A 15,716-nucleotide genomic window follows, 5' to 3' on the forward strand; every position below is an offset into this window, starting at 1 on the left:
GTTCTCTGAATTTCGGTAAGCCGAAAAAGCAGCGATTATCGCGACGACCGGTTCTATATTCCAACGCGGAATATAGAACGAATTGATCGGTTATATAGAACGATGCTCGAAATGGCGGCTAGGCATTCGGATCGAAGCCCAAATGGCTGAGACGCCCGGACGGCGCAACGGGTGTCCATTCCGGCAGCCATGCCGTTTGCGCTGTGCCGGCGTACCTATGCGGGACCTGCTATGGCCGCATATGCCGTCACGAGTCTGCGCCTGTTCACTTTCGGTGGCGGCCGCGCCACTCACTGGGCGTCATCTGAAATCGTTTCTGGAACCAGACCGTAAACGCCCCCTGGTTGGTGTAGCCCAGGAGGGCCGCGACCCGCCCGATCGGATAGCGTGGGTTGAGCAGATAGCGCACGGCAAGATCGCGCCGCACTTCTTCAACGATGCCCGAGAAACTGGAGCCGGTTGCATCAAGCTGGCGCTGCAGCGTGCGCACCGTCAGATTCAGCTGCCGCGCCACCAGTTCGATGGAAGCCTGACTGAGGGGCAATAGCAGATAAATCGTTTTGCGCACCTCCAGCGCAATTGAATCCGCCGCCGTGTCGTTTAGCGGATTGGCGAGACTTTCCGCATAACGGACCAGCACGGGGTCGGCATTCGGATTCGGATAATCGAGGTCCGCTGCGGCACAAACGAATCCGTTGAAGTCGCTTTCGAATGTGACCGGACAGCCGAAGAACCGGCGATGAAGGGTGAGGTCGGGTGGCGCCGAATGGGTGAAATGCACGCTATGCGGTTTCCAGTGAGCGCCGAGGAGCGCGCTGGAATGGCGCGACAGCACGCCGACGGCCAGTTCGATCGCCTGGACGGTCCGGGTGCCCGGTTCGGCGACGATCTCTTCGCGGATCGTTACCGTGTCGCCCGTCGTTTCGACGTACACACCCAGCGCTTCGTTGAGCAGATAGCGGTACTGCGCAGCGGCCAGCAGCACCTCACGGAGCGTGCGTTTGTGGGCGAGCAGAACGTTGACGACGCCACTGCCGAACTGCTGGCGGGTCTGCGCGATCTGCAACCCGAGCGTCGCACACGACGCTTTCTCTGCTGTGGCTTCGAGCAGGCGGCAGGCGCCGTCGGCCGGGATCCGCTCATCGGGGTTCGCCAGTGCCACGGCGTCGAGACCGACCTCCTGCACGAGTTCGTACGGATTGAGGCCCAGGCTTCTCGCAACGTCGAAATACCCGTGCAGCGTTGACGATCTCACCATGCTTTGCATCCGGTCTCCTTCGTTGTTCTCGCGCGTGAAACACCTTCACGTGGGATCAGTCGCGGCATCAGTGTTAACGCGCAGTGTCGTCAAATCATAAAACAATGTCACCGAAAACGAAATCCGTATTAGCGGATTGCCGTATCTTCGCCTCACTGACTCATCCCCCGTCGCACCGATACGTGCCTGACGCGGCGGTAAAACATCCAATTATTTCTGGAGGAAACGATGCAATTTCTCGACGACTCGCTGCACCCGGAGAATCAGGACAAGGTAGTCATCACAACCGCACCGTACGGCCCGGAATGGATGCCGGAAGACTTTCCTGAAGATATTCCGGTGACGATGGATGAGCAGATTCAGAAGGCTGTCGACTGCTACAACGCCGGCGCGACCGTGCTGCACCTGCACGTGCGCGAACTGGACGGCAAGGGCTCGAAGCGCCTGTCGAAGTTCAACGAACTGATCGCCGGCGTGCGCGCGGCCGTGCCGGACATGATCATCCAGGTGGGCGGCTCGATCTCGTTTGCTCCGGAAGACGACGGCCAGGCCGCGAAGTGGCTGTCCGACGACACGCGTCACATGCTGGCCGATCTCGACCCGAAGCCCGATCAGGTGACGGTCGCGATCAACACCACGCAAATGAACATCATGGAGTTGCTCTATCCGGCGTACCTGGAAGGCACGTCGCTGGCCAATCCCGCGCTCATGGCTGCCTACAGCGAAATGACGGTGCCCGCGGGTCCGGCCTGGGTCGAGGAGCACCTGCGCCGTTTGCAAGCCTCGGGCATCCAGCCGCACTTCCAGCTCACCGGTATTCACGCGCTCGAAACGCTCGATCGCCTGGTGCGCAAGGGCGTCTACAAGGGGCCGCTGAACCTGACCTGGATCGGCATCGGCGGCGGCTTCGACGGTCCGAACCCGCACAACTTCTTCAACTTCATCCACCGTGCGCCGGACGGCGGCACGGTGACGGCCGAGTCGCTGCTGAAGAACGTCCTGCCGTTCAACATGATGGCGATGGCCATGGGCCTGCACCCGCGCTGCGGCATCGAAGATACGATCATCGACCAGCACGGCAAGCGCATGACCTCGGTGCAGCAGATCGAGCAGTGCGTGCGCGTGGCCCGCGAACTGGGTCGTGAGATCGCGAGCGGCAAGGAAGCGCGCGAGATCTATAAGATCGGTGTGCAGTACAAGACGGTCGACGAGACACTCGCGGCCAACGGCATGGCACCGAATCGCAAGGCAGGCGTGAAGAACCTGCCGCTGCGCGCGGCGTAACAAAGCGGTACTCGCCATCGGCACGACATCGCGTGCCGATGGCGGTTGAAGGAGGAGGCCCCTGGCTCGCTGCCGGGGAGCGGCACACAGATCGGCCCCTTTTGTCCGATACGGAAAAGGGGAGCCGGACGCGCCACACGAGAAGGAGACACAATGCTTTTACAGCATGCTGAGCCCACAACGGGCAATGTTTCGGCGACGCAATCGGACATCCCCGCCTACGCGTGGGTGGTATGCGCGCTCACGGTCGGTTTGCTGCTTTCCGACTATATGTCGCGCCAGGTACTGAACGCGGTCTTTCCGTTTATCAAGTCGACGTGGGACCTCTCCGACACGAAGCTCGGCTCGCTCAGCAGCGTGGTGGCACTCATGGTTGGCCTGCTGACCTTTCCGCTTTCGGTTCTCGCGGATCGCTGGGGCCGCGTAAAGAGCATCGTACTGATGGCGGCGCTGTGGAGTCTCGCAACGCTCGGATGCGCCATCTCGACCACCTACGGGGAGATGTTGCTCGCGCGTGCTTGCGTCGGTATTGGCGAGGCGGCCTACGGCAGTGTGGGCATTGCGCTCGTGCTGAGCATTTTTCCGGCGCGTCTGCGCGCCACGCTCACCGCCACCTTCATGGCAGGCGGGGCGTTTGGCTCCGTGATGGGCATGGCGCTGGGCGGCGCGGTCGCGAGCCGTCTTGGATGGCGCTGGTCGTTCGGCGCAATGGCTTGCGTCGGCATCGCACTCGTTGTGATTTACCGTTGTGTTGTCACGGAGAAACGGCTGGCTTCGCTGCAACCGGAGAGCGTCGGGCAGAAGCGAAACCTTGGCGTGCGCATGAGCTTTCGTGCATTGATGAAGGGGCTGTTTTCCACGAAGTCTGTCGTGTGCGCCTACGTGGGCAGCGGTATTCATCTGCTCGTCCCGGCGGCCGTGTGGTCCTGGATGCCGAGCTTTCTCAACCGCTATTACGGCATGGCGCCTGGCAAAGCGGCGGTGCATGGCGCGGTGTTCGTGCTCGTGACCGGCCTTGGCATGATCGCGTGCGGAAGCCTCTCCGACCGTCTCAACAGGAAGGTTGTACAAAGAAAGTGGCTGACCGCGATCGTGTACTGCCTGTTGTGCTGCGTCCTGCTCGGCATCGCTTTTCATCTGCCGGCCGGCCCGTTGCAGCTCGTCCTGATCGGTTGCGGCATGTTCTTCTGTGCCGGCGCGACGGGGCCTTCGGGTGCCATGGTGGCGAACCTTACCCCGCCGTCGATCCACGCGTCGGCATTCGCCACCCTGACGCTGGCCAACAACCTGTTGGGGCTGGCGCCTGCGGCTATTCTCACGGGCGTCATCGCGGACCGGATCGGCCTGCTCGGCGCCTTGCAACTGGTCCCGTTTGCGCCGTTGCTCGCGGCGGTTGCATTCGCCATCGGTCGTCGCAGCTATAAGCGCGACCTTGACCTGGTGAATGGACTGCGCGAGCAGGCCACGCTCTGAGCGGCTTACTCGCGCCTGCCGTACCGTCTGCCTGGTGAAGCGACGGCGCGGACGGGGCAAAGCAGTACCTGGACATCACGTGGCAATCGACGCCTGCGGCGGGACCCGAAGGTCCCCCGGCAGGCGGATTCCCTTACTGTAATTCGAGAAACAACCTGGAGAACGAATCATGGCGAAAGCAGTTCGCTTTCATGAAACCGGTGGCCCTGAGGTCCTGCGCTACGAGGACGTTGAAGTAGGCGATCCGGGCCCGGGGCAGGTTCGCCTGCGCCATGAGGCAGTCGGCCTGAATTTCGCGGACACTTATTTCCGCTCGGGACTGTACCCGGTTCCGCTGCCTGCCGGCATGGGCGTCGAGGCAGCCGGTGTGGTCGAAGCACTGGGCGAGGGCGTGACGAACGTTGCGGTGGGTGATCGTGTCACCTACACGGGTTTTATCAACACGCTGGGCGCCTACAGCACGGAGCGCCTTTGTCCTGCCGCACCGCTGATCAAGCTGCCTGAAGGCATCGCTTGCGAGACGGCCGCAGCCATGACCATGCGCGGCCTGACCTCGTCGTATCTGATGCGGCGCATCTACGATTTCAAACCCGGCAACACGATTCTGCTGCATGCTGCCGCGGGGGGTGTGGGGCTGATCGTCTCACAATGGGCCAAGCTGCTCGGACTCACGGTGATCGGCACCGTGTCGAGCGACGCGAAGGCGGAAGTCGCTCGCGCGCACGGTTGCGACCACACCATCAACTACAGCCATGAAAATGTGGCCGGGCGCGTGCGCGAACTGACCGATGGTGTCGGGGTCAATGTGGTGTTCGACAGTGTCGGCAAGGACACCTTCGAAGCCACGCTGGATTCGGTCAAGCGCCGCGGCCTGATTGTTTGCGTCGGCACGGCGTCGGGGCCTATTCCGGCATTCAATCCGCAGATCCTGGCCATGAAAGGATCGCCGTATCTGACCCGTCCCGCGCTCGCCGACTATATCGCCGACCCCGCTGAAAAAGCGGACCTGGCCGGGGAACTGTTCGGCCACGTCGCGGCCGGCCGCATCAAGATTGAGATCAATCAGCGCTATGCGCTCGAGGATGCCGGGCAAGCGCATCGCGATCTCGAAACGCGCAAGACGACCGGCTCGTCGGTCTTCGTCATCTAAGGAGGGCGCCATGCGTGTCGAACAACTTACCAACGCCATTGGCGCCGAACTGGTGGGCGTCCAGCTCGCCGACGCGATCCACGACGATGGCCTGTTCGCCGAAATCCGGGCGGCCCTGCTCATGCATCGCGTGCTGTTCCTCCGCGATCAGGACATTAGCCGTGCTGACCATGTTGGCTTCGCGCGCCGCTTCGGCGAACTGGAAGATCACCCGGTCGCGGGCAGCGATCCTGAGCATCCAGGCCTCGTGCGTATCTACAAGTCGCCGGACCAGCCCAACGACCGCTACGAAAACGCGTGGCATTCGGACGCCACGTGGCGGGAGGCGCCCCAGTTTGGCGCGGTGCTGCGATGCGTGGAATGCCCGCCGGTCGGCGGCGACACAATGTGGGCGAACATGGTGCTTGCGTACGAGAACCTGCCCGCGCACGTGAAGGAACAGATCGCGGAGCTGCGCGCACGCCACAGTATCGAGGCGAGTTTTGGCGCGGCGATGCCGATCGAGAAGCGGCTTGCGTTGAAAGCTCAATTTCCCGATGCGGAGCATCCGGTCGTGCGCACGCACCCTGAGACCGGCGAGAAAGTGCTGTTTGTCAATGCGTTCACGACGCACTTCTCGAACTACCACACGCCGGCGCGCGTGCGCTTCGGCCAGGACGCCAATCCGGGCGCGTCCGACCTGCTCCGTTATCTGATCAGCCAGGCGTATATCCCGGAGTACCAGGTGCGCTGGCGCTGGAAGCCGAACAGCATCGCGATCTGGGATAACCGCAGCACGCAGCACTACGCGGTGATGGATTACGCGCCGTGCCATCGCAAGATGGAGCGAGCCGGAATTGTTGGCGACCGTCCGTACTAACCTGAAGGAATCAGCGTCGTGACTCTCAAAACAGCGCCTACCGTGCTAATCGTGCCCGGCCTGCGTGACCATGTGGCCGAACACTGGCAGACCCTGCTGCAAGCTCGTCTTTCCAAAGTGGCTTCGGTGCCGCCGCTCGAGCACGACAAGCTCAGCTGCGCGGCGCGCGTCGCGGCGCTTAACGAGGCCATCGCGAAGATCGATGGCCCGATCGTCCTGGTCGCTCACAGCGCCGGCGTCATGATTACCGTGCATTGGGCGCAGCACCACAACCGCCCGATCCAGGGCGCGCTGCTGGCCACGCCGGCGGACCTGGAAGTGCCGATGCCCGCCGGTTATCCGGCGCTCGACGCACTCCAGGAGAACGGGTGGTTGCCGTGCCCGCGTAAACCGTTGCCGTTCCCGAGCATTCTCGGCGCCAGCCGCAACGATCCGCTCGCGGCGTTTGATCGCGCCGCCAACATGGCAGCGCAATGGGGCAGCCGTCTCGTCGACCTCGGCGAAGTTGGGCACCTGAATCCCGCCGCCGGTTACGGCGAGTGGCCGCAGGCGGAGACCCTGATTCGTGAGCTTCTCTGACATGAACGGCACAACGGAGAAGGGCACGGCAGTCAATAAGGATACCTTGGTAACGGTCGATGTCCACTTCGACTTTATCTGCCCGTGGTGCCTGATTGGCAAGCGCAATCTCGATGCGGCCGTCAGTCGACTCGCCAGCTTGCGCCCGGACGTCAGTGTCAAGGTGCGATGGCACTCGCATCAGTTGCTGCCCGGCACGCCGGTTGGCGGCGTCCCTTATCAGGCGTTCTATGTGGCCCGTCTGGGGAGCCCGGATGCGGTCGCGGCGCGGCGCGCGCAGGTTCAGGAGGCTGCTCGCGCAGCGGGCATCGAATTGGCGTTTGACAGGATCGAGGTGATGCCCAACACGCGGGCAGCGCACCGGCTCTTTGCCTGGGCCGCAGCCACAAGCGCAGACGCGGCAAATCAATCCTCGTTGTTGATCGACCGGCTGTTCACCGGCTATTTCATGGACGGCGAAGACATCGGCAACCCGGACGTGCTTGAACGAATCGGCCTTGCGTGCGGTCTCGACGCCGTGGGCCTGGCTGACCATCTCACGACGTCGAGGCAGGAAGACAACGTGGCGTTACCGCGTTCGCCGCAGGCTCACGACGTCAGGGGTGTGCCGCATTTCGTGGTCAATTCGGCGCTGTCGCTGTCCGGGGCATACTCGCCGGGCGCGATCGTGGATGCCGTGTTGCGGTCGATCGGTGTTCAGGAGAACAGATAATGTCATGCCAGATACCGGCCGGTTCGGCCGATGAACTCGCGCCAGGACAGCGCAAGCTCGTCTTCGTCGACGGCCGCAGCATCGTGGTCTTCAACATCGAAGGAGCACTCTGCGCCGTCGAAAACTCTTGTCCGCATAACGGTGCATCACTTGCCGGCGGCCAGCTCGAAGGGCGCATGATTCGCTGCCCCGCCCACGGTCTTCGTTTTGACGTCGCGACCGGTTGCATGCCGGGAAAAGGCGGTTTGAGTCTGACAACGTTTCCCATCCAGAACATCGCCGGCACGCTCGAACTCACCGTCGACGACGCCCCGGCAGGTCCGTGTCACACGCAGCCAGGCTGAATCTGGAAAAATCAGGAAGGTAACCATGAATGGATTGATGATGCAGCAACCGCTGCTGGTCTCGTCGCTCCTGACCCACGCCGAGCGGCATCATGGCGAGCAGGAAATTGTGTCGCGACGGGTCGAAGGCGACATTCACCGATATCGCTATCGCGATCTTGCGCAACGCGCCCGAAAGCTCGCCAATACGCTCGCGGGTCTGGGGATCGGCCACGGCGAACGCGTCGGTACGCTGGCATGGAACGGCTACCGCCACATGGAGCTGTACTTTGCGGTGTCGGGGTCCGGTGCCGTACTGCATACGCTGAACCCCCGGCTACATGTCGATCAGCTTGCCTATATCATCGATCATGCTGACGATCGGGCCATCTTTTTCGACTTGACCTTCCTGCCGCTGATCGAGTCCGTTGCATCGCGTATCAGGAGCCCGAAAGTATTCGTCGCGATGACCGATCGGGCCAACATGCCGGCGAAGCACGATCTGCCGATCATGCTGTTGTGCTACGAAGACCTCATTGACGGTCACGGCGACGACTTTGCGTGGCCGCTTCTCGACGAGAACGATGCGTCGTCGTTGTGCTACACGTCAGGCACCACCGGCAATCCGAAAGGCGTGTTGTATAGCCATCGCTCAACGATTCTGCACACCTATGCGGCGGCGCTGCCCGACTCGCTGAACTGCTCGGCGCGCGATGTGATCCTGCCGGTCGTCCCCATGTTCCATGTGAACGCGTGGGGCCTACCCTATATCGCATGCATGGTTGGCGCCAAACTTGTGTTCCCGGGTTCCTCGCTCGACGGAAAATCGCTCTATGAGCTGATCGAGGCGGAACAGGTCACGCTATCCGCCGGTGTGCCGACCGTCTGGCAGGGGCTGCTTCGACATGTGGCCGAGCGCGGCACGACGTTTACGTCCATGCGTCGCACCATCGTGGGCGGTGCGCCATGCCCGACGGCCATGACCGCGGAATTCCAGGAGCGTTACTACGTCGACGTCCTCCATGCATGGGGGATGACAGAGCTGAGCCCGGTAGGCACCGTGTGCAGTTTCAAAGGGCACCACCTGTCACTGCCGGCACACCAGCGCTATGCCATCCAGGCAAAGCAGGGCCGGGCCGTATTCGGCATCGACATGCGAATCGTGGGCCCGGACGGCCAGGCGTTGTCATGGGACGGTCAGGTGGCCGGCGATCTGCAGGTGCGCGGACCGTGGGTGACGTCCGGATATTTCGGCGGCGAAGAGGCGTCGCCGCTATGCGACGGCTGGTTTCCGACTGGTGACGTGGCGAAGATCGATCCCGATGGCTTCATGCAGATCACCGACCGCAGCAAAGACGTCATCAAGTCAGGCGGCGAATGGATCAGCTCGATCGACATCGAGAACGTGGCGTGCCTGCACCCGGCGGTGGCGAGCGCAGTCTGCATTGCCGCAAGGCATCCGAAATGGGACGAGCGCCCGTTGCTGTTGATCGTGAAGAAGCCGGAAGCCGTGCTTGAAAGCGACGAACTATTCGAATTTTTTGACGGCCGGGTGGCGAAGTGGTGGAAACCCGATGCCATTGTATTTGTCGACGCCGTTCCGCTCGGCGCAACCGGTAAGGTGCTCAAGAACCAGTTAAGGGAGCAGTTCTGCGACTACTACCTGAAGGCCTGATGCAGGTAGTCAGCGTTACGACGGCTTGATTCAGTCGAAGACCATCAACTTCTACCCGGTGTGTCCAAGCTAACGAACATACCGACCTGAAATTCAGGGTTAGTCCCTGTGTCAAGTTTGCGTCCGGGTTGGCCGATATACCTCGTGCAGTGTCAGTCAGGTGCCAGGCGGCGACGTCAAGATCGTCCGCAGGGAGGCGCCTGCCTGCCACGGCCTATTAACTAAATAACCTGAGAGAGAGCATGACCTGACCTTCGCTATCGAAAGTGGAGGCGGCGTGCTGCATCTGCGCCGCGAACTGCTGACGGTGATCGACGTCCGCACGATGTACGGCATGCCGCCGTATGAAGATCTGACGCAGGCGAAGATGCTGATCGTCGAGCATCGCGATGAAAAGTACGGCCTTGTCGTCAATGCGGTCGACAACATCGTGACCATCGACGCCGCGAGCCGTATTCCGGTGCCCGCCATGCTGACGCGACAACTCGGCAACGGCTGGGGCAATGGCATGACCGAGGCGGTCGAATTGCCCGGCCGCGGCACCTTGATGCTGATCGATCTGGCCACACCGTGCGAGCGGGCGGCGGCTGAGCCTGCCGAGGCTTGAGCGGCGCGGCGGGCAAACAAAACCCTATCGTTCGCTCCTTGCCTTTCCGATTTGTTTAACTATAGTGTTAAATATCAACCGGAAGGTTTATAAAAGGAGGCAATCATGAACGAAGCGTTTCATCGTCCTTCGCTGGGTGCATCGGTGTATTACAAGGATCCGTTTGCCGCGCTCGACTGGCTCGAGAAAGCATTCGGCTTCGAGCGCCAGATGGTGGTCACGGATAGCGACGGCCAGTTGGGTCACTCGGAAATGCGTTTTGGCGACAGCTACGTGATGATCTGCCGCGAATGGTCGGAAGACGCGGCGAGCCCGGCTTCGATCGGCGGCAAGAATACGCAATCGGTGCACGTGCAATTGCGCGAGGGGATCGACAAACATTGCGCCCGCGCGCGCGCCGCGGGCGCTGTGATTACGCGCGAGCCGGCGGATCAGTTTTACGGCGACCGCGTCTACGCGGCTCGCGATCCGGAAGGGCACGTGTGGAGTTTTGGCCAGACGGTTCGCGAGGTGTCGCGCGAGGAAGCCGAACGCGTGAGCGGCCTGAAAATCGAAGGATGGGTGTAGACCGATGGGTAAGCCGATGGGGCTGCCCGCCAGCGTCTCGCTCGATCGCACGCTGGCCGCGTTAGCCGATCCGAACCGGCGGCAGGTGGTCGATCTGCTCAGTCAACGGCCCATGCGCGCGGGCGAACTCGCGCAAGCCACCGGTCTTTCGCCGCAGGCAATGAGCCGGCATTTGCGGGTGCTGCGTTCGAGCGAGCTTATCGAAGAGTCGCACGACGGCGTCGACGCGCGCGTGCGCCTCTACGTGCTGAGATCGGCGCCGATGAGCGAACTCAAGGCATGGCTCGAACAGACCGAAGCGTTGTGGTCCGAGCAATTGCTGTCGTTCAAGGCGCACCTGGAGCAACAGGAATGAGTTCTCGCGTGCAAGTGTCGCTACGTGTGGCGGCAACGCCGCTGCGCGCATTCGATGTGTTCACGCGCGAGATCGGCACATGGTGGCGGCCGAACGGGCTATTTCAGTTCACGCCGCGAGGCGCGGGCGTGCTGTCGTTCGAGCGGGCCGCGGAGTCCCTCGCGCCCGGGAAATATGCACGCCTCATCGAAACGCAGGCGGACGGCAGCGTCTTCGAGATCGGCCGCGTCACGGTCTGGGAGCCGGGGGAGCGTCTGGCATTCGGGTGGCATCAGGCCAGTTTCACCGATGCGCAGCACACGCATGTCGACGTGCGTTTCGAAGCAGTGGGCGACGAAACGCGCGTGACGGTCGAACATCGCGGCTGGGATACGGTGCCGCAGGATCACGTGGCGCGTCATCATTTCCCCGAGCGTGTCTTTTTGCTGCGGCACGGTGAATGGTGGCAGGTGTTGCTGGCGTCTCTGCGTACTGAAGTGAGCGCGCGATCTCCGGATCAGTGAGCGCGCAACCTTCGGTTCAATGAGCGCGCAACCTTCGGTTGACGAAGCGCCAAACAGCGCTCACCAGCAGCGAACCTACACCGAGCGAGACACCCAGCAGCACGATCGAACTCATATGATCGCGCACCAGCGGCACGTTACCGAACAGATAGCCGGCCGCCACCAGCGAGACGATCCACAGCGCCGCGCCGGCCGTGACGAACGACACGAAGCGTGCAAACGTCATGCGCGAAACGCCCGCGACGAACGGCGCGAACGTGCGCACGACGGCAATGAACGGCGACAGCAGAAAGGTCAGGCCGCCGCGTGCTTCGTAAAACGCATGCGCTTTACGCAGTGCATTCTTGTCGAGCCAGCGATAGTCCGCGGTATAGACCTTTTCGCCGATCGCGCGGCCGATCGCATAGTCGACGATGCTGCCGGCCACGGTGGCGGCGAACAGCACGGGGATCACAAGCCACACGTTCAGCGCGCCGGTGGCGGCGAGACCGCCGCAAATGAAAATCAGCGGGTCGCCAGGCAGAAAGAATAACGGCAGAAAGCCGATCTCGACGAACACCACGAGAAACAGCATCGCGTAGACGGCGGTGCCGTATTGCACGATCAAACTGCTCAGGTGCTGATCGAAGTGCAGGGCGACCTGCAGCACATGCATGAAATCCATCTTGGTTCGAAAGAGATTGAAGTGTTCAGCAGTTTAGTCCTGTGGCGGGGCGGGCACTTGTTAAATTCACCGTGGCGATGTCAATATCGAGGCGTGCCGTTCAGATTCGCACCTGATAAAACCTACGAAACGCGTATGCACCACACTTCAATTATCACCTTCCGCCTTGCCGCGCCGCACGATGCGGACATGATCCGTACGATCGAATTCGAGGCCGGTCAGCGTTTTGTCAGCGTCGGCATGACGGGTATCGCCGATGCATCGCCAATGGAGCTGGAGCTCGTCAGGCGCAAGATCGACGCGAGGGAGATCGTCGTCGCCGTGGATGCCGATGAGACTTGTGTGGGGTTCCTCATGTTCGAGCCCCAGCCCACGAGTTTCTACATTCAGGAGCTCGACGTGCAGACGTCGCATGCCGGGCAGCGCATTGGCGCGGCGCTGATCGAGCAGGTCGCGCAACTCGCTCGTGCGCAACAGGTTATGCAACTTACGTTGTCGACGTTTCGCGAGGTGCCGTGGAACGCGCCGTATTATCGGCGGCTCGGCTTTTGCGATATCGAAGAGGCCGATCTCGATGCGGTGCTGATCGCGCGGCGCGAAGCGCATATCGCGCGCGGCCTCGACGAATCGAAACGCGTGTTCATGCGGCGTGACCTGATATGACACGTGGGCGTGGGCGCCTGGATCGATTGTCGTGCGGGCAGTGTGTGCTGTACGTAACGGCCCACGAAAGAAACGCGGCGGGTGTGGCCGGACATTGCTCCGGTCATACCCGCCGCGTGATCTTGCAGCGTGCCGCGCTGGTTATTTCCCAGCTAACTTCAACGGCTTATTCGACCGCTTCCAGCGTCGGATAATCCACGTAGCCAGTTTCGCCGCGCGCATAGTACGTTGCCGGATTCGGCTTGTTCAACGGCGCATTGGTCTCGAAGCGGCGCACCAGATCCGGATTCGCGATGAACAGTTGACCCCAGGCCACCGCGTCCGCTTCACCCGCGTCAAGCACGTGCTGCGCAGTTTCCCTGGTGAACTTTTCGTTCGCGATGTACGGGCCGCCGAATGCCTTCTTGAGTTGCGGGCCGAGGCGGTCGTCGCCGAGGGCTTCGCGGGCGGCGATGAACGCAATCTTGCGCTTGCCGAGTTCGCGCGCCACGTAACCGAAAGTGGCCGCCGGATCCGAATCGCCCATGGCATGTGCGTCGCGGCGCGGTGCGAGATGCACGCCGACGCGGTTCGCGCCCCAGACGTCGATACACGCGTCAGTGATTTCGAGCAGCAGCCGGGCGCGGTTTTCGATCGGGCCACCGTAAGCGTCGGTACGCTTGTTGGTGCTGTCCTGCAGGAACTGGTCGAGCAGATAGCCGTTCGCGCCGTGGACTTCCACGCCGTCGAAACCGGCTGCCTTCGCGTTTTCAGCGCCCTTGCGGAACGCCTCGACCACACCGGCGATTTCGTCGAGTTCGAGCGCGCGCGGCGTGACGTACGGACGCTCCGGACGCACCAGGCTCACATGGCCTTGTGCTGCGATCGCGCTCGGCGCGACCGGCAGTTCGCCGTTCAGAAACAGCGGGTCCGAAATGCGGCCGACGTGCCACAGTTGCAGGAAGATCTTGCCGCCGGCTGCGTGCACGGCGTTCGTCACGATCTTCCAGCCTTCCACCTGTTCCTGCGACCAGATGCCCGGCGTTTCGGCGTAACCGACACCTTGCGGCGTGACGGAAGTCGCTTCGCTGATGATCAGGCCTGCTGTAGCGCGTTCGGCGTAGTACTTCGCCATCAGCGCGTTCGGCACGCGGATTTCTTCAGCGCGTTGACGCGTGAGCGGCGCCATGATGATGCGGTTCGACAACGTAATGTCGCCAATCTGGAGCGGATCAAAAAGAGTCGGCATATAGGTTCACCTTGGGTGGCGGGCGCGAGGCCCGAGCCTTAAAAAACTGCACGATGAAAGAAGAGCGGCGATGCGGATGACGCGTTCAGAGCCCGGTGTTCATGTACTCGAGAAACGCCTGAATGACGGCCTCATTGCGTTTGAAAAACACCCATTGACCGACCCGCTTGGACGTGACAAGCCCCGCTCGCTGCAAAGCGGCAAGATGCGCCGACACGGTGGACTGCGACAGGCCGCAGCGCGCGTCGATCTTGCCGGCACACACGCCCTGATCGAGCGGCAGGTCCTGGTCGGCGAAATGCGCATACGGCTCGCGCAGCCAGCCGAGAATCTCCCTGCGTACGGGGTTGGCAAGCGCTTTGTGAATCGCGTCGATATCGAGCGTCATGTGGGTCGGTTTTCGGGTCATCAACTTCAGATCATCAACAACGGGCGGGTGGGGCGCCGGTTAGCGGCCACGCCCCGCATCGCTACAAGACGAATTATATATCGGAATTTTACGATATGCTTGAAGCCATTACTGGCTTTGGGGTTGATAGTTGTGGGCGCACAAATAAGCCTGCACTTTCCACACCGGCCACATTTCGCACAAAAAAGAACGCAGCTCCAATTCCATAACGTGAAATTCTGCTCGGAAATCACCTGCAGATGGGCCTAGGCGGTAGGCAGCAAGAACTTTGGTTCTTGGGAGGCGCAGCGCGAAAAAACACGACTTCAATACAAAATTAAATTCGGAATCCTATATTTAAGTCTGCACTTGGCAAGCTGGACAGCCTAGTTCGCGATGATTTCATTTTGCCTTTGTTTTTCGCTCAATCAGCGCGTTTTGCACGGCGATCGCGCTCGAATCCCGATTCTGAAGCTGTCTGTACGTCTGTTTTCCGCTGGCGGGATGGATGTGGGCATCGTGAGCAGATTAGACGTAATGCACGATGAAGCTGTGACCTTGCCGCAGTTGTGGCTACGGGATTTGCCGGGGCACGAAGGATGGCGACCGCGCAGAAGCACTGCATTCGCAAATTCTTGCGGTTAAGGGGTAGGCAGCATCAGGCACAGACGTGTCGCTGCGCACAGAGTTGTTCCGATTGAGCGGCCTCCAAACCCATTCGAAGGTGTCAGACGCTTGCAGCTAGGTTGGACTCTGATCTGAACGATATAGAGTGCCACTCCAATGTCGTCAGCACCGGGGCGGGTGCATCCGTCTCTCGGCACCTTGCCAAAAAGTTTTGAAGCACGAGCCGACTAGTTACCTCGCCTATCAGCCTATTAAATCCTCTGCGTTATCAGGGTTGGAAGGGCGCAAAAAAATGGCCCACACCTTCGCGGACCCGGTTCTGGCGGAGCAAGGACGGTCGGCCAGTCTCCCGCCAGCCCCGCCTTGCCCCGTTTTGCGGTCGCGTCTCGCTAGCACGGACCACATCTACATCATAGTCACTGCACCGGCACGCGGCGGGGTTTTCAGCCGCACCGCGGGCGGGCACCGACCACAACCGCTCCTTAGGATGAGGACTTGTGAAGCATAGGGAATTGAGAAAAAACGCAAAAAAATGATGCAAATGAAGGCCCTGATAGTCCGAGCTATCATACCCTTCGATTGCGGACACTATTGGCTTGCGCACAAGTACCGGCGTGGCTTCCGGTCGCTAATGCGCGATCATATTCGGGCCCCTGAATCAGGGAGGGCCACGACATGGGTGCTGCAAGGTGTTGATTTACTGAGATGGACCCGACGCCCCTTCGGGGAAGCGCGATACTGCTGAATGTCGTCTTAACGAGACCACATTGGGAGGTTCGTCATGGAAATCGATATTCTCGG

At 61.4% G+C, this 15,716-nt stretch carries 17 protein-coding genes; 13 read left to right on the forward strand and 4 right to left on the reverse strand.

Going from position 1 to position 15,716, the window contains the following annotated elements:
* Nucleotides 1-265 precede the first annotated feature (265 nt).
* Nucleotides 266-1,267 (reverse strand): AraC family transcriptional regulator, encoded by a 1,002-nt coding sequence (locus KHO23_RS25395; RefSeq protein ID WP_211614212.1) that lies wholly within the window; start codon nucleotides 1,265-1,267, stop codon nucleotides 266-268.
* 219 nt (nucleotides 1,268-1,486) lie between these two features.
* On the opposite strand from KHO23_RS25395, the gene KHO23_RS25400 reads away from it, so the two are divergent.
* The 12 genes from KHO23_RS25400 to KHO23_RS25455 all read left to right on the forward strand — a co-directional run bounded on the left by KHO23_RS25400 (nucleotide 1,487) and on the right by KHO23_RS25455 (nucleotide 11,345).
* Nucleotides 1,487-2,542, forward strand: coding sequence for a BKACE family enzyme (locus KHO23_RS25400; protein ID WP_211614214.1), 1,056 nt, complete (start codon nucleotides 1,487-1,489; stop codon nucleotides 2,540-2,542).
* Between the two features lie 153 nt (nucleotides 2,543-2,695).
* The gene (locus tag KHO23_RS25405; protein ID WP_211614216.1) at nucleotides 2,696-4,015 is read left to right on the forward strand and encodes an MFS transporter; all 1,320 of its coding nucleotides are present in this window, start codon (nucleotides 2,696-2,698) and stop codon (nucleotides 4,013-4,015) included.
* Nucleotides 4,016-4,184: 169 nt separating this feature from the next.
* Nucleotides 4,185-5,165 carry a quinone oxidoreductase family protein gene (locus KHO23_RS25410; RefSeq protein ID WP_211614218.1) on the forward strand — a complete coding sequence of 327 codons (981 nt, stop codon included), beginning with the start codon at nucleotides 4,185-4,187 and terminating at the stop codon, nucleotides 5,163-5,165.
* A 10-nt stretch (nucleotides 5,166-5,175) separates the two neighbouring features.
* On the forward strand, nucleotides 5,176-6,024 hold the full coding sequence (locus KHO23_RS25415; protein WP_211614220.1) for a TauD/TfdA dioxygenase family protein: 849 nt from the start codon (nucleotides 5,176-5,178) through the stop codon (nucleotides 6,022-6,024).
* A gap of 18 nt (nucleotides 6,025-6,042) precedes the next feature.
* Complete coding sequence (locus KHO23_RS25420) at nucleotides 6,043-6,603, forward strand: RBBP9/YdeN family alpha/beta hydrolase (protein WP_211614222.1); 561 nt, start codon at nucleotides 6,043-6,045, stop codon at nucleotides 6,601-6,603.
* Entirely contained in the window at nucleotides 6,590-7,315 is a 726-nt protein-coding gene (locus tag KHO23_RS25425; RefSeq protein WP_211614223.1) for a DsbA family oxidoreductase, read from the forward strand. The genes KHO23_RS25420 and KHO23_RS25425 overlap by 14 nt, the downstream gene beginning before the upstream one ends.
* On the forward strand, nucleotides 7,315-7,659 hold the full coding sequence (locus tag KHO23_RS25430) for a Rieske (2Fe-2S) protein (protein WP_211614224.1): 345 nt from the start codon (nucleotides 7,315-7,317) through the stop codon (nucleotides 7,657-7,659). Before KHO23_RS25425 ends, KHO23_RS25430 begins: the two co-directional genes overlap by 1 nt.
* A gap of 25 nt (nucleotides 7,660-7,684) precedes the next feature.
* The gene (locus tag KHO23_RS25435) at nucleotides 7,685-9,313 is read left to right on the forward strand and encodes a 3-(methylthio)propionyl-CoA ligase (protein WP_211614225.1); all 1,629 of its coding nucleotides are present in this window, start codon (nucleotides 7,685-7,687) and stop codon (nucleotides 9,311-9,313) included.
* A 277-nt stretch (nucleotides 9,314-9,590) separates the two neighbouring features.
* Nucleotides 9,591-9,920, forward strand: coding sequence for a chemotaxis protein CheW (locus KHO23_RS25440; RefSeq protein ID WP_211614226.1), 330 nt, complete (start codon nucleotides 9,591-9,593; stop codon nucleotides 9,918-9,920).
* A gap of 105 nt (nucleotides 9,921-10,025) precedes the next feature.
* Nucleotides 10,026-10,487: a VOC family protein gene (locus tag KHO23_RS25445; protein ID WP_211614227.1), complete on the forward strand. Its 462-nt coding sequence runs from the start codon at nucleotides 10,026-10,028 to the stop codon at nucleotides 10,485-10,487.
* 4 nt (nucleotides 10,488-10,491) lie between these two features.
* A complete protein-coding gene (locus KHO23_RS25450; protein ID WP_236066991.1) occupies nucleotides 10,492-10,842 on the forward strand; it encodes an ArsR/SmtB family transcription factor in 351 nt (116 codons plus the stop codon).
* Nucleotides 10,839-11,345 (forward strand): SRPBCC domain-containing protein, encoded by a 507-nt coding sequence (locus KHO23_RS25455; protein WP_211614228.1) that lies wholly within the window; start codon nucleotides 10,839-10,841, stop codon nucleotides 11,343-11,345. The genes KHO23_RS25450 and KHO23_RS25455 overlap by 4 nt, the downstream gene beginning before the upstream one ends.
* Nucleotides 11,346-11,361: 16 nt before the next feature.
* Here the strand turns inward: KHO23_RS25455 and KHO23_RS25460 are convergent, their stop codons facing one another.
* Nucleotides 11,362-12,009, reverse strand: coding sequence for a VTT domain-containing protein (locus KHO23_RS25460; RefSeq protein ID WP_211614230.1), 648 nt, complete (start codon nucleotides 12,007-12,009; stop codon nucleotides 11,362-11,364).
* 135 nt (nucleotides 12,010-12,144) lie between these two features.
* Here KHO23_RS25460 and KHO23_RS25465 point away from each other — a divergent pair, with 135 nt between their 5' ends.
* Nucleotides 12,145-12,672, forward strand: a complete 528-nt coding sequence (locus KHO23_RS25465; RefSeq protein WP_211614232.1) for a GNAT family N-acetyltransferase — start codon at nucleotides 12,145-12,147, stop codon at nucleotides 12,670-12,672.
* Nucleotides 12,673-12,838: 166 nt separating this feature from the next.
* Here KHO23_RS25465 and KHO23_RS25470 read toward each other — a convergent pair whose 3' ends face one another.
* Entirely contained in the window at nucleotides 12,839-13,900 is a 1,062-nt protein-coding gene (locus tag KHO23_RS25470; RefSeq protein WP_211614234.1) for an alkene reductase, read from the reverse strand.
* 85 nt (nucleotides 13,901-13,985) lie between these two features.
* On the reverse strand, nucleotides 13,986-14,288 hold the full coding sequence (locus tag KHO23_RS25475) for an ArsR/SmtB family transcription factor (RefSeq protein ID WP_211614244.1): 303 nt from the start codon (nucleotides 14,286-14,288) through the stop codon (nucleotides 13,986-13,988).
* Between the last annotated feature and the right edge of the window lie 1,428 nt (nucleotides 14,289-15,716).

The sequence above is a fragment of the Paraburkholderia haematera genome (assembly GCF_905220975.1).
Lineage (GTDB): Bacteria > Pseudomonadota > Gammaproteobacteria > Burkholderiales > Burkholderiaceae > Paraburkholderia > Paraburkholderia haematera.